Genomic DNA, 15,646 nt, shown 5'->3' on the forward strand with positions numbered 1-15,646 from the left:
TAGTAAATACGATAAGATCATTTAACAACCAATGAGTTGATAAATGATCTTTTTTAATGCATGAATGTATCAAAATAGAAACTTATGTTTGAATCAAAACGACTATTAAAAATACATATCTTAAAATATTGAATATAAATTTAAAGATAAAAAATAAGGGGGAGGGCATTCATGGATAAAGTATACTTTGTAGAGTTTAAAGGTTTAATAAGTAAAGCAATATAATGATATGCGATCAACATAAGTTGATAATGTAATGATTAAGGAGAAAAATGAATAACTTATATTAAATATAAAAGCGCAGAAAATAGAAATTAAAAAAGTGAGAAAATATATACATTGGTTGATAGGGTAAGCAGTGGAAATGTATTGAAAATTAGTTGAAAAAATATGCTTACCTATATACGTATAGATATAAACAGGTAAGGAGGTAAAAGAAAAACGAAAGTTAATATGGTAAATATTACCATATTAATAACAAATTATCAAAAGTTTAGCGGGGAAGACCAGGCATCAAATATAAGAGAGTGATAGTAACTAAATTAATAATAAAAATTAAAGGAGAAATTATCATACCAATATTAAAAATAATAAAACTAATAAAATTTAAAGGGGCTGTTTGATATGATTATGGAAGAATTTCTAGACTCACAAATAAACTGTAATAAAAGCTTTATCACAATGAATGAGGATATGCTTCAGGAAGCAATTAAACTAGGCAATATTTATGAGGTAGGCAGAAATCCTAAAAACAAAAATACTTATTATGAAGTTGCTCCTGATTTAATGTTAGATACTATATTAATAAATGTAATAGAGAATAAATTTATAGTAACTGATAGGCATTTAAAATACAGCAATTACTGGAACAATTCTATTGATGCAGTTGAAATACTAAAAGGTTATTCATTATGTGTTAAGAAATGTGGTGGAAACCGAGAACGGGTATTTTGGAATGTACCTGATAAGCTTAATAAAGGTAATTTAGAGACGACACAACTGACAGTTGAGAGGATACTAATTAGCTATGCTATTTTTGGAGGGCTAGTTAAACTAGATGATCAACTAGTAATACATCATAATAGTCTAACATGGGACAATAGAATACAACATTTGTGGTATATCAGCAAGCATGCTCACAATGAAATTGGTAATAAAAGTAGATTAAAGGGTAAATATATCGACTCTGAGAAGGCATTGAAAGATTTCTTTAAGGAATTAAATGGGAGGTAAAAGCAGGTGTATAAAAATATAAAAGGATGAGTTTTATCAACTATTTGTTGGGGGTTAATGAAAAATAACATACTTCTATTGTTTCAATTATAGACAGATGAATGAAACATGAATGCAGTATATGTTTTAAGTTATACAAGCGTAGTAACTGTGCAAACAGGGTATACATTGGAATTTAACCATATACAGTATTAATAAAGTAAGTACCAATTAGATACATATGACGATACGACGGAGACTTAAAGTGATAGTTTTACATTAGGGCAAATATTGTGTTTCTGCATTTCAATAAAATTAAATCTAATTATGATTAATTGCGTAAGGTTCTAAAAACTGCATTCAACTGTTATAAAAAACAAGTAGTGCAGGGCTAAATTCAACAGATACAGCAATAGTGATAAAAGTGAGTTTTTGAAAATTAGAAAATTTAGTTGTTAGTTTATTCAGTATTTTAAAAGATAGGCAGATAATAAATTAAAAATACGAGGGGGATTAACAATGGAAATAATATTAAATATTCTAGATAAGAATCAAACATCAACAAAGGTAGGGGGTGGTAAGAAGGACCTGATATCAACATTAAACAGCAATGTTAATAGGAGTAGTTCAAAAATAGAAAAATTAGATGCAAGTATACAAAAATTAGACATTAAGGTTGAAAATAATAAATACCAGGTTTTAATACGAAAAAAAATAGTTGAGCAGCAAAAATACAGTGTAGAATGCATAAAGGTTGCTAAAATTAAAAATAAAATGGAGACAAGCATTTCATTGGAGCAGTGTATTGATCGTTTTGAAAGTGTTACCGGGTTAATGGGCAATAGAAAAGAGGATGGTTCTATAAATTATGAGATCTGGGACTATTTCAAGGAAATATACAATGAAATTCCTCAAGCACATAAATTAAAAATATTAACACTAAAAATATATACCAATTACCCATTTAGAGAAGCTGAATTCTTTGAATACCTGAATGAGATAATTGATGGTGAGACAGAAGAACAATTCAAGTTACGAGTGAAAGAAAATAAAAGAGCATTAAAAAAATATTTAGATAAAGATGGTTTTATTACTCTATATAGGGGAATTACTGAGGACAGTTTATCAGATGAGTTTGCTTTAAGTTATACAATTAACAAAACTGTTGTTGAAAGGTTCAGTAAGCGATTCAATAAATCAGGGCAGGAAGTAGTAGTGGAGGAATTTCACATAAATCAAGTAATAGCATATACAAATGATAGGGAAGAGCAAGAGGTGATAATAATTCCGGGTTGGCTAGATGAATACTAAGAATGTGAGGATTTTTAGACTGAAAATAATATAAATACTATGATCATAACAGACCTATAGTTATAAAAATACTGGGGTCTGTTATTTTTGTACTTATTAAAATTTTTTTGATCCTTTTTGTAGAAGTTATTTGCAGAGGGGGGGTGAAAGCAAGTCGATACAATCTATAGTCATTAGGATAAAATGAAAGTGGGATGTGACTTGGATGCAGTGGAAGCTAAAATTAAATTTACAAAATCCAACTAAATGAACATATATAAAAGAAAGGTTTATAAGTCAGCTTTGAGTTAAAACTATCTTACTTCTATAAGTTTCAAGATATACAACTATATGACACTATGCAGACATTGTGGGTATTAAGCTAGACAGTATATAATTCAATGTAGGCATTACAGGCTTTTAATATATCATTAGATTTATTAGTGTAAACAGTATTACTAAGGTTAATAACAATGTAGGGTTCAATTATGAGCAACAATTAGAAAAAAGGTATTCTCAAGAGTGCCTTTTAAAGCATTTTTCATTCAACAAATAAGGGGGTTTTTCCAGTTGGCTTAAATTGGAACAGTAAAGGGAATGATAAACAATTAAACAAAAATATAAAGGTAATTACAATAAATATGAAACTGAGGTACAAATTGATTTAGCTGACGGTGTGCATACTATATGCTATTCTAACGGCGAGAAATACGAAGGACAGTATAAAAATGAAATATAGAAAACTAAGCACTGATAAAATCAATGACTTTATATTTAATAAAATCAGCAAATTATAGTTATTAAATGTTGTATAGGTAAATTAATAACTGTGAAATAAATCAGATTATTCACTTGAATTTGTGTATCAAATAAATTTAAGTGAAAAATTTTTTTGAAAAGCTATATTTATTAAATTTAATATGCGGTATAATTCCTCAAAAAAGAGTTGATGAGTTGTAAAATATGCAGTTTATACAGGGTGTTTTGGCAGGAATATATTTAGTAATAATGGTCATATGTACAAGAGTGTTAGTAGAATTACTTGGGCTAGTGAGAATTTTGATTTCATTAATTAAGGATGAGTTAAAGAAAGATGAGTAGTAAAAGACTGTTTTAGTCATCAAGACAAATAATATTTTAAATTTAAGGTTTTTAAAGGCTTATTGTAAATAATTATAGTCTTAAATCAAATAAGAAAATACATATAGTAAAATACATCCACCGTCATAGATAAAAATAATATCCTTATTCATAGACTTATATTTGAATAAGGAATAGTTGACTCATAAACTGAGAGTAAGTGAATTAATCAAAACTAAACAATGGAATGACTAAGGGTATTGAAATGGCAAGAGTGCTGGAGGGTTAACGGAATTGTCTGCACTATGAATTGGGAACTGTGGAGCTGTTGCTTAACGATGAGTATAAATTACTGCGTTCATGGATGTAACAGGTGACTTAGAGGAAACCGTGTTAAGGAAAAGGGATACTTGGAATGAATCATGTGAGTAGATATTTGAGGTGGATTGGCTTCTAGTAATAAGTATGGGCTTTTAGGGTGTTTTGAGTAAATCAGGTTTAGGAGAGTTTATGAGAATTTAGGCATAAGCAGTAAGGTAGTACGACGCAATTATAGTTTATTTACCAACAAAGGCCTTCAATATTTAATATTGGAGGTTTTTAATTTTTACATAGGGAAAATAAGTATACAAAACAGTAAATTCAGTATTACTTTAACAATAAGTCTAATAGCTAGTAGTATTCTAATTTTACAATAGGACTAAAAGGCGAAACGATTGTGAGGGGTAATTATAACTGGAGGATTAATTTTTCTAATCTGTTTTCATGTGCTACATTAGAAAAATTATTTGTCTTGAAATAACCCAATAGTGGTTGTATAATACACCCCAAGTATTTTGTAAAAGGGGTAGCGTAATTAAGGATATGTTACCAATACATAAATAAGTTTAGGGGAATCAATGGTTTGACAATTGGATGTCAATATAAATAGAAAATAGACCTGGAGTAATAGAATTTATACTTTATGTTTGTTTTTTTTTATATTTTAATATCAGAGAGACAGCAGCTATTTGAATCAAAAGCTATCATTTAGTCATTAATGTAAATATAAAATAAAGTTATTAAATAAGGAGATGAGATCAATGGACACCTTTAAAATAAAAGCAGTCTTTAATAAATATAAAAAAATACTTGGTGGTGATTGTGACAATAGTTTTAGCCAAGATAATGAAGAGATGTTAGCAAAGGTAACAGGCAGTGCTAGCTTGGTAAACAATATTGGATTCCTGCTAAATGTAATTGAACACATTGACAATGAAAAATTTGCCGGACAAGTATATGAAAACTTGTATGATGAACTTAAAGCCGATAATGAAGGACTTGCTGAAAAACTCAAATTAACGGAGAGTTTAATAGATACCTACAATAAATGTTATGTTCAGCAGGCAAAGTTAAAGACCGGTGTAAAAATAGCTTATAAGGAAAAGGCTAGTAAAGAAGAAGTTTATAAGCTTAAAATGGCTGGATTATCCTATGAACAGATTAAAAAAAGGCTAGGGGTAAGTGAATCAACGATAAGGCGTAGACTTAAAGATATAGATTCTGACAATTAAAATCAAAGAATTTAACGTGGGTGAGAAGGGTATTACTTTTATCAAGAAGGTAAGGTTAATTTAAAATATTAGGGCTAGCGAATACCTTACACCTTAATGATTTAGAAGAAAGCCCAAAAATGATTATAGTTTTCATAAGAAATAGGTGGTGAAAGAAACAAGGTCTAAACCAGATTATTCTATTGACTTATAATGTAATTATAATTACAATTGTAATATGTAAGTATATGAAATATATGGATTATAATTGTATACGATTTATATGTATTTAGGAGGTGCTTAAATATGCGATTTATGAATAAGAATAAGGCGAAAATGATTATAACTGGAATGATAGTTATAATAGTTATAATAGTAAGTCAAATCTATATGCGTGCTATAATAGACTCTGATGAAATGGTTAAGATGATAGACAGCGGTCAGAGCATAGTATTAGAGGGTTCAAAACCGTCATATGCTATAAAAGTTATTGGAGAGCAACAAAAAGACTTAGATTGGGTTCAATTAGACCAGTTAAAAAATTACAACACGGGATTCAGACAAGGTATAGACGAAATATTTAATATAAACACAGTAACAGAGGGTGGAATAAACGGTAAGTCTGGATGTTTATTCGTAGATGAAGTAGGAGACAGAAACGGAAACACGACATTAGAGGATGCATTCAGAAATAAAGTGTTTATGAAGTATTGGGATGATGCAGATAAAAAATCAAAAATTATAAAATCAGCAGATACAGCCTACACAGATATAGACGGGAACGTAAATTATGCATTAACAGGAGTTTTAAATGCTTATTTTAATCTACTACCAAGTAGTGAGAATCCATCAGCATTTAATCCTACACAGTCATTAAGCAGAGAAGACTTTTACACACTAGCCTATAAAGCTTACAATGGAGTAAGCATACTTAAAGATGATAGTGAGTTTGACACAGCAGTTGGTGGAAAAACAGATTATACTAAGTTTGCAGCACAGGTAGATGAATTTGGATTCTTGAGTGTAGAGAATAAGAGTTTAGATGGTAACTCATACAAAGGAAGTATATCTAGAGCAGAAGCTATATACATGGTAGTAAATCAAAGCTTTCCTGAACAATTAGCCAAAGTAACAGGAAAAGAAGATGCATATGATGATACAAGTAACTCCGGAGATTTAGCATTGAAAGCAGGATTTAAAGTTAAAGAAAAGGATAATAAAGGAGTAATTCTAAAAGATAGATGGCAGTCATATACACTAGGATATATGCTTCAAAATCCTAATAAAGGAATGCAAAGTGATATATTCAATACAATGGTAGTAGCAAAAGACTTAGGTTTAGTAGATGGAAAAGATTCAAGATGGGATGAGACAATCAGTAAATCAGAGGCTATTATGTTGATGGCAAAAGTACAACTAGCAAAAAACAAATTATTTGGATATTTAAGTGAGGCTGAGTATGGTAAACTAAACCCAGATAAGTTTAAAACTTCAACTGATGAACGTGTGGTACTAGGAGTAGACGAAGATGGTCTTGAATATGGAGAAGGATTCGCTGAGGTAGACCCAGCTAAAGTGCCATTTGACATAAACAGACAATTATCATCTGGAATGACATTAACTGAAGTTAAGCACTATATTGATGTACAAATAGGATGGTGTAAGAAAGAAAACATGTCAGTGGCAGACACTAAAACATTATTAGAGGGTATGGCAATAGAGCTTGGAACTACACTGGAAGAAGTAAATAAGGTTCCAAGTGCAGTAGTAGTGAAAAAGAAAAATACAGCATTACCTACAGTTAAGCCAAGTACACCTAAAAAGTCAAGTACGCCTACAAAGTCAAGTACACCTACTAAAAAGAGCAATAACAGTGGTAGTAAAGTAACAGCAACAGATAAAAATGGCAATGGAATTGAGGATTTTCTTGAGGGTTCAAGTGTAAGTGGAGAAGGAACTACAACTTCAGACCCTAACTTTCATATATACGTGCCTGGAGAAGAGCCACAACCTTAAAAAACAACTAGAATATATTTCTATGAAACATTAAATAAGATAGTCACCATTCACATATAAGGATGGTGGCTATATTAATATAGGCATTCCGGCATAATAAAAGGTGTAATAGACAGGTTTAATAGAGAATAAGTAGAGGGGGGGTAAAACAAGAATGGGAAAGTACAGGTTTAAAAAAACATTATCAATTGCATTAATAGCAGCACTGATAACAACACTTCTACCGTACACTGCGTTTGCAGATGGTCCTGGAGACAATGATAATGGGGGTGGAGGAAGTGGTGGAAGTAATGGTAGCGTTGGGGGTAGTTCTTATACACAGTTACAATCTGGATACAGGATGAGTATAGTAAACGAGCAATTTAAGCAAGTTTCAAACACTGTAGACATATTATTTAAGCAACAGCTGACGCTGAAAATTGTGTTTATATAGATACTCTTGTTCGTTGTGTAGTGTGTAATGAGTGGGGTGCTTCGGATGATTCTTGCTTTGATGATAATCTCAATCTTTATAAAATGTGGACAATACTAATGTTAATAATAATATTAACATTACAAATAAACCAATTAATACAAGCACGAAAACTTACAGCAATAATATATTCCTAAAAGTTTAGCAGAAGATTTATATTATGATTTCAATATGCTCTACACAGAACAGATTTTAAACGACGAGGTAAATACTTATGAATGAAAATGAAAAAATAACATGGCTAAAAATATTTTATCTTACTGGAGAACTTAAATTTGAAGGTTTTACGAAGTATAGTGCAAATGTAAAAGAATTGGTTCCAAGTGGACAAGGTGTTAAGTACTTTATTAACGGTCAAAAACATATGGAGGGCTGCTTCAATGACTGGTTTATTGAGACAGGTACAGAATATTATTGGAATGGAAATATAAAATTTATTGGTGAATACAATAAAGGTCCCAGGAACTACTATGGCCCACGATATTTTATTTTAGGTAGGCTGTTCGATGAATCTGGTAAACTATGGTATGAAGGTACTTTTAAGTTCCGAAGAAGCGGAGTAGGATATCCTTGTTTTGAAAAAGATAAATCATTCAAAGAGGGAACAGAATTCAATTCAGATGGCTCAGTAAAAAAGATATACTAATGAAGATAAAGTAATTGAAACGGACAATGTAAAAATAGAAGTTGAGATATAAACAATGGAAAAGCAGCTAAATAATGAGGTATCACAGGAGCTTTCAAAAGAAGCTCAGGCAAATACATTTTATTAGAGTTTATATAGAGTTAATATTAAAAAAATCTTTATATTAACAGTTTTACCACTTTCCTAATTTATTTCATAAGCATATAAAACAACATATTATTTATATAAGTATGTAACTCGGAATGAATATAACAATATGGATATACATTGGCAACACATATTATATTTATAATATTAGAAAAGGTTTATCAGTGAATGGTAAACCTTTTTAATTTATTACTCTATTTTCAGGTGTTACATTAACAAATTATTTGTCTTGAAATAACCAAACGGTGATTGTATAATACACCCCAAGTATTTTATGAAAGGAGTTAAAAATGGTGGAATATAAAAAACCTATGGCGCCTTTAATTGGGGCGGATGGCAATATATTCAGTTTAATGGCCATAGCAAGGAGAACATTACAAGCCTGTGGTCAGAAAGAGCAGGCAGGTCATATGATATCAAGGGTGACTGAGAGCAGTAGCTATGAGGAAGCATTGAATATCATTGGTGAATACGTGATATTCGGATAGTCAAAGGAGGGAGGAATTGACAATGAGTGAGCTTATTGAGACTCCTGTAACATTGAATGTATCAAATGAAAGCTTAGATTTGATAGTAAAAATGGCTATAGAAGAGGGTGGGAGTTCATACTGGATTTGTGATGTGAAATCTAAATATAAAAATAATAAGTCAATAGCAAGTGGAGCTGTGCTATTGATCTATGGCACTGAGAATAATGTTTATGAGCTAAATAAAAATAAGCTACTAAATGGATTGCATCTGGTTCTGCCATACTTAAAAAATGCAATCATTGGAGACACTTTGGATGCAAATTTCATAGATGCGGACACAGCAGACTTTATTGTCCAAATGGGAATTTTCAATGAATTAAGGTATGATTAAGGCAGTGGTAAGGTGACTAAATGATGGCAATATAACTATTAAAACAAGCAGAGCACAAGTATTATGAAACACTAAAACCAGAGATAAAAGGGCGATGTGGCTTTGATGAATGCTGGAGCAAAGATATAAGCTGTCAGTGACCGATAATGGGTGTTTATAATGTCACAGGAGAATTTGATTTATTCAATTATAAGACCAAAGATGCAGCAGAAGAAACAATATCAGACCTATAAGATAATATATATTACTTGGAGTTGTTCAAATGTAGTCATAGTTTAAAGAAATGCATAGGAGGATTTGAATTACAGCATAGAATTTAAAGTCATCATTAGAGAATTTAGACACACAGTAGTAGAGAATCTAGAGACAAAGTAAAGAATAGATACACAGTAGTAGAGAATTTAGAGACAGCAGTAGAGAAATAATAAACACTAAGCATTAGAAAATTGGCTTTAATGTGCAAAATTGAACTTATATTTGCAACAAAATGACATAGAAATAGTCTTAAGTCTAAACAATATAAATAAAAAGCAGACAATGTAAATTAAGGAATAATACTTGTGTACATCATATAGGCTTTAGGGATTAATTAAGGTTTAAATATAAACAATATAAATTTATAACATACAAAGTGAATAAAAAAATAACAAGATAAATTGGATGGGGTCATTTAATAAACTTATGTTTTTAAATGGTCCTTTTGTTATGCAGTGAATTTGTAAATTGAAACTTATATTTGCAACAGAACTACATTAAAATCTACATATGTTGAATATAAGAATATAAATTCTAAAACCTTAAATACAACTAAAAACTTATGAAAGTAGGAGTATATCATTTATGGATAAAGAATGGTTAAAAAGGATACTAAAAACGAATAGAAAAGAACAGTTCTTTTATGAAGAAGGTATTAGTGAAATATGTGAGCACACTCAACTAAACAAAGAACAACTCATGCACACGGCACTATTTTTAGTAATAGCATTTTGGGATAAAATAGAAAAACAAAAGGTTGAGATGAAAAAGCTTAATAAAGATAAGGGTTTATTAGTGGCTGAATATGAAATACTTAATGATAGTAAAGAAGAGCTTAAAGTAACCATAAGAGAGCAGAGAATGGAAATAAAGGATTTAGAAGCAAATAAAGAACTGCCTGGGAAAATAGAATATCTTGAAGGGGAAAAAGACTCCTACATGGATTATCTTATGTTGGTTAAAGAAAATGCAATAGATAGTCTAAGTACTAAAGTTAGACGTTTAGGAATTAAAAATGATATGTTGAAAGAAAGTAGAGATGAATTAATGACCGAGCTAAGAAAACAGGGAATTGAAAAGGAGAAATTGAGGCAACAATTAAAAAACATGGAAGCAGATAATACTTTTCTTAATAATAATAAAAATGTAACAGATAATGAATTAAGACTTAATAGAATGAGTGCAGGAAAGGCGGCGGCGTACAAAGATACAGCTCCTATTGAAGTTATTTTAGCATATAAGAAGCAGGGATATACAAATGAGGAAATTGGCGGAATGCTAAAAGTTAGTAGACATACAATAGGAAGACGATTAAAAGAAAATAAAAGTATTTAAAACACATTAAAGCAGTATACTAGAAGATAAGGATTTAGGAATAGCAGGGCAGTATTTAAGTAGATAAAGGAATTGTTTATAGGTATAAAGAATGAATTTATGTTATAGGTAGGCAAGTGACAAAGTAAAATAGTAATTAGAAAAATTACATATTAAACAGTAAACAATATGTTTATATGGTGATTATATAGAGCAAAATTGTTAAGTACATACTCTTCAAGAAAGGAGCTACATTAATTGTAGCTCCTTTTGTTTTTATATAGACGAAAAATGTGACATGCAGTATAGTTGAGGATATTAACATAGGCAAAAAATCAAATAAACAGATTGATCAGCGGATGAGGTAGGCTAAATATGTGTAGATAATGATTGTTATAACATTTTGGTTATAGCATATATTTTTATATATAATTATACAATATACATTAAAGCTTGACTGTAAATAATAAATTGGTTAATTACTTGACTTTTTTATATGTATTTGGTACAATAATTATATTAATTAATAACAGGAGGAAAATCACTTATGAATGACCTTGAGATTGGAAAACAGATCGAAGCAGAACTAGGTATAGATGAGAAAAATATTAATGAAATTTTCAAATGTATTGTAAAGGGTTCTATAGAAGAGGTGCGATCTAAGCGTAATCTATTTCCATCACCTACATATAATGCTAGATATAATGACATATGGGATTCTATTAATGCAAAATGTGCTACATTATTTAATGATGGGTATACTGTTACAATGCACAAAAGAGGGATTTATGAATTTATCACTATCTTCAATATATTATCATCCTGTGTATATATATTGATGAAGGATAATAATTTTAATAAGATTATTTCAGGCGGATCTGTGGGTGGTACTCACTATATGAAGTGTCTAACACTAATCAATAACGACTTGGGAGCATATCCTCAGGTATATGGACAACTAAGTTTGGATATACCACAATGTAATGAAACAAAATATAAAAAAGAATCTGTTAAAAATGCTATAATACATAAGATAAATAGCACTATTAATCGTTTCGTTGTAATAACTTTTGAACCTGATGCTAACATAGGTGTTAAGTCTATTTATGTAAATGTTGTTGCGAGTGACACTTCTACTAAATATCGTAAGGATTGGACTTCTTCAATTAAATCAATTGAAGTACCTGAATATGATGATTCTACATATGATAAGAGAAATATAGACACCGAGGTTGATAATGTTTCCACTTTTGATGCTCCTGCGAAGGTTAAAATTAAGAAGCGGATACAAGATGCGGAGTCTAGAAAATAAAATTAACTGAGGTGCAAGATTATGTCAATAGAAAATTTCAATGGAGAACGTTTAAAGGCAGCTCGAACCATAAGATGCCTTTCTAGCACCGAACTTGCTAAATTAATAGACGTTTCAAAGCAAGCTATGTGGCAGTTTGAGAGCAAAGGTAAAGTGCAGCCTAAACCTGAAAATCTTTTTATGCTAGCTCAAAAACTTAACTTTCCAACTAGTTTTTTTTTAGAGGACGACTGGAAAGATATTTATTCCGGAAGCTGTTTTTATCGTGCGGGATCTTCTATTACTAAAAAGCAAAAGGAAGCTCAGAAAGAGTTAAATATTATACGAGGAAAAATATACTCTTTTCTAGATGAGCACATTGAATTTCCTTCACTGAATTTGTTTCAGCTCTCAAAGGAAGACAATTTAAATGATGAGAGCATTGAAAAATTTGCGGAAGACGCGCGTAATTATTATGGCATGGAGGATTTACCAATAGGCAACATGATTAACTTTATGGAGAATAATGGTATATTGCTCTCCCAGTTTCTACTACCTGATGTTAAATTTGATGCAGTTAGCCAGTTAGTTGGTGTAGGTGACTTAGCAAAAATAGCGATAACACCTTATAATGGTTCGATACCTTCCTTCGCTAGGCTTCAATTTACTTTAGCTCATGAATTGGGACACTGGCTTTTAGGTCATATGAATTCTGATGAAGACTCTCTTTCAACGGAGGATTATAAAGATAATGAACATGATGCTAATTTGTTTGCATCATCCTTTTTATTACCAAGAGATGCTTTTTTAAAAGATTTGCCATCAAATCCAAGCTTATATGTTTTTGTTGAGCTAAAGAAAAAATGGAGAGTATCGATACAAGCAATGATTTATAGAACACATTCTTTAGGTGAAATTAATTATAATCAGTATCAGTATTTAATGAAACAAGTTTCGAAAAATGGTTGGAGAACACATGAACCACTTGACGATGAGTTTATTATTCCAAAACCTACACTTCTCAGAAAGGCTATTGAGATGCTGATTGATCAGAGTGTATTAAATAAAAAGGACTTGTTGGATAATTTAAAACTATATTGTGGGTCTTTAAACATTGATATGTATGAAGAACTGGCAGGTTTGACAAAAGGCTATTTAAACATAACAACAAATTCTGAACCTACAATACTATTAAAAAAATGACCATAGTTCTTATGTCTGTACTAAGTTATCATACGTAATTTAAAAGTAGATATTAGTTGTATTTTTAATCCTTCGCTTAGATTTAGAGCGAAGGATTTTACAATTAGATAAAAGTTTATCTTAGTGTAATAACTTTGTAATCATGAATATTAGTATTTTTTATAGAAAAGTAGAATTTAGATCTTATTATATTTGCAAACCTTGTATACATACTCTTGGAGAAAAGAGCTACATTAATTGTAGCTCCTTTTGTTTTTATATAGACACAAAAATGGATAAGCAGTATGGCAGAAGATATTAAAGTCGGTATAAAACCAGGTAAACAGTTTGAGGGACATTAGCAAATCATCAATATTATAAATTTAAAAGTTGTTGTAATTAATAAGCGGAAGTGGTTAAGATTGCAGTCAACTGTTGTAAAAGCAACTGATACAATAGTCGAAACTAAAGGGTGCAATAGATGAATTTAAGGGTTACAGAGAATAGTAATATTAAAATTTTCCGTTTTATAAATCTTGAAACAGAGGTTAAGCAGAAGTTTATAGCTTCAACACTTCCAATGTTCAATTTGCTAAATGATATGGAATATACTATAAATTGGTTTATTTATATTCTAAATTATTAAATGCTTACAGATATTTATAAATTCAACACTTTAATAGAAATATATGTTCATATAGAAAATTATAGGAATCAAGTATTAATAGGAACAATTAATGGATGTTCTGACATATACTTAAATTAAAAAAAATTAAGTGACAGATCTATTACATTAATATGACAATCATGGGTTGTGATGATGAATTTTATATAGATTTATTTTAATTTCAGAGTTTTTTATATTGTATTTTGGTAAAATATCTGGCATCATCCTTTCATAAAATAAAGTTTGAGTTTAAGCAGATGGACAAAAGGATGGGGGGAAATATGAAGGGTAAAAAATTAGAGAAAAGTAAAAATAATAATATACTAAAACATTTCACTATAGCTACTGTTGGTGCAGTAGAGGATGCGTTAAAAAGCATAACGGTAGAGGATTTGATAAACAGTATATATTTAAAAAGTGACGATACAGATGTTCAATACTTAATAAGAGAGTATGAAAAGCAATTAATATTGTCTAAGATTGACCCTTGTAGATTTGCAAAAGGACTACATCGATTTTTTATGACAATGGCAGATTATATTAAAACTAATAAGTTATATAAGAAGTTTTTTAGACTTGACTACTTGCAATATACTGCTTTGTGTAAACATAATACTAATCCCGGTATTTTAGTAGGATACAAAGATATAATAGTTCAGCAATATGCATATTTAGTAGGAACTACAAAGAAAGTCATCTGTGGCTTAGATAAAAAAGATAGGCTAATTACAGTATACGAGGTAGGGAAATGGCTAACAGAGATAAATATAGATATGTACACAGTAGGTAGAGAGGGAAATAGTTTAAAGGTATCAAGTCCTGACAGTATAGTGCTCAAGATTTTTAAAAAATATGGTTATAAAGTAAAGGATATACAAGAGTGTTTAGATATAATTGCAGATGACCAAGTAACAACAAATATGCTTGATTTTATGGCCTACTTCATAACAGAAAAAACAATAAAAATATTACCAAGACCTTATAGGAAACCTACAGACTTAGTAAATGCTAATCATATATTTGAAAGATCGGATCATACTCAGGTATTAATAAAAGAAAAACTAACTCAGAGACAAATTATGCTACCACCTGAAGGTATTACAGCTAAGTTTAAAAATTGTGGCGAGGTTATAGAAATTTATCTTATGGAGGTTATTGAAGACGACACTGTAATTCTGTTATGGAAGATGAAATTTTCTAACAATACATACACTTCTGGGTTCTATGATACAAAGAATGAGACTTTCTATGACATGTATAAAGAAAGCTCAGCATGGGAAACAACTCACATTCCAATGGAAAATGTGATATTGCAGAATTATATAAACATAACATGCACATTAACAATGGAAGAGCGACAAGAACTAGTTTGGTTCAACGAAGTTAAGGATATAGTCAAATTAAATGAAAGTCATGGCTTAAATCCTATGGTTTACTATGAAATAAAAGAGCATAATGCAAGGGTTAGAGGGGAGGTAATAACTAGACATTTTGACAGGTCAAAGTACATAGCAGAGCTAATGAACATACAGCCTTTCTTACGTAGACTACCCATAGGGGCAAATGTTGGAGAAGAGGCGGTAGAAGTAGCTAAGAAGCTAGGCATAGATTTACCTAAAGGTTATACGTTGGTGAGAGGTTTCTCAAAAAAAGTTTATAAAAATTAATAATCTTATTTTAT

Annotated in this window: 14 protein-coding genes; all 14 read left to right on the top strand. The window is 30.3% G+C overall.

From position 1 onward, the window contains the following. Positions 1–624 precede the first annotated feature (624 nt). The 14 genes from ACREWB_RS04045 to ACREWB_RS04110 all read left to right on the top strand — a co-directional run bounded on the left by ACREWB_RS04045 (position 625) and on the right by ACREWB_RS04110 (position 15,632). Positions 625–1,233: a hypothetical protein gene (locus ACREWB_RS04045; protein ID WP_431546197.1), complete on the top strand. Its 609-nt coding sequence runs from the start codon at positions 625–627 to the stop codon at positions 1,231–1,233. A 498-nt stretch (positions 1,234–1,731) separates the two neighbouring features. Next, positions 1,732–2,523: a hypothetical protein gene (locus ACREWB_RS04050; RefSeq protein ID WP_431546198.1), complete on the top strand. Its 792-nt coding sequence runs from the start codon at positions 1,732–1,734 to the stop codon at positions 2,521–2,523. A 942-nt stretch (positions 2,524–3,465) separates the two neighbouring features. Then, positions 3,466–3,603, top strand: coding sequence for a hypothetical protein (locus ACREWB_RS04055; RefSeq protein ID WP_431546199.1), 138 nt, complete (start codon positions 3,466–3,468; stop codon positions 3,601–3,603). A 1,061-nt stretch (positions 3,604–4,664) separates the two neighbouring features. Next, the gene (locus ACREWB_RS04060) at positions 4,665–5,135 is read left to right on the top strand and encodes a helix-turn-helix transcriptional regulator (RefSeq protein ID WP_431546200.1); all 471 of its coding nucleotides are present in this window, start codon (positions 4,665–4,667) and stop codon (positions 5,133–5,135) included. Positions 5,136–5,429: 294 nt separating this feature from the next. Further along, the gene (locus ACREWB_RS04065; RefSeq protein ID WP_431546201.1) at positions 5,430–7,130 is read left to right on the top strand and encodes a hypothetical protein; all 1,701 of its coding nucleotides are present in this window, start codon (positions 5,430–5,432) and stop codon (positions 7,128–7,130) included. A gap of 154 nt (positions 7,131–7,284) precedes the next feature. Further along, positions 7,285–7,563 carry a hypothetical protein gene (locus ACREWB_RS04070; RefSeq protein ID WP_431546202.1) on the top strand — a complete coding sequence of 93 codons (279 nt, stop codon included), beginning with the start codon at positions 7,285–7,287 and terminating at the stop codon, positions 7,561–7,563. A 253-nt stretch (positions 7,564–7,816) separates the two neighbouring features. After that, the gene (locus ACREWB_RS04075) at positions 7,817–8,248 is read left to right on the top strand and encodes a hypothetical protein (RefSeq protein WP_431546203.1); all 432 of its coding nucleotides are present in this window, start codon (positions 7,817–7,819) and stop codon (positions 8,246–8,248) included. A 500-nt stretch (positions 8,249–8,748) separates the two neighbouring features. Further along, complete coding sequence (locus ACREWB_RS04080; protein ID WP_431546204.1) at positions 8,749–8,883, top strand: hypothetical protein; 135 nt, start codon at positions 8,749–8,751, stop codon at positions 8,881–8,883. 22 nt (positions 8,884–8,905) lie between these two features. Next, positions 8,906–9,256: a hypothetical protein gene (locus ACREWB_RS04085; protein WP_431546205.1), complete on the top strand. Its 351-nt coding sequence runs from the start codon at positions 8,906–8,908 to the stop codon at positions 9,254–9,256. Positions 9,257–10,096: 840 nt separating this feature from the next. Then, positions 10,097–10,846 carry a hypothetical protein gene (locus ACREWB_RS04090; RefSeq protein ID WP_431546206.1) on the top strand — a complete coding sequence of 250 codons (750 nt, stop codon included), beginning with the start codon at positions 10,097–10,099 and terminating at the stop codon, positions 10,844–10,846. A gap of 526 nt (positions 10,847–11,372) precedes the next feature. Continuing rightward, positions 11,373–12,137: a DUF5986 family protein gene (locus ACREWB_RS04095; RefSeq protein ID WP_431546207.1), complete on the top strand. Its 765-nt coding sequence runs from the start codon at positions 11,373–11,375 to the stop codon at positions 12,135–12,137. Between the two features lie 21 nt (positions 12,138–12,158). Further along, positions 12,159–13,319, top strand: a complete 1,161-nt coding sequence (locus ACREWB_RS04100) for a helix-turn-helix domain-containing protein (protein WP_431546208.1) — start codon at positions 12,159–12,161, stop codon at positions 13,317–13,319. A 460-nt stretch (positions 13,320–13,779) separates the two neighbouring features. After that, a complete protein-coding gene (locus ACREWB_RS04105; protein WP_431546209.1) occupies positions 13,780–13,944 on the top strand; it encodes a hypothetical protein in 165 nt (54 codons plus the stop codon). A 302-nt stretch (positions 13,945–14,246) separates the two neighbouring features. Next, the gene (locus ACREWB_RS04110) at positions 14,247–15,632 is read left to right on the top strand and encodes a hypothetical protein (protein ID WP_431546210.1); all 1,386 of its coding nucleotides are present in this window, start codon (positions 14,247–14,249) and stop codon (positions 15,630–15,632) included. Positions 15,633–15,646 lie beyond the last annotated feature (14 nt).

The sequence above is a fragment of the Clostridium sp. genome (genome assembly GCF_050717635.1).
In the GTDB taxonomy this organism is placed as follows: domain Bacteria; phylum Bacillota; class Clostridia; order Clostridiales; family Clostridiaceae; genus Clostridium_AD.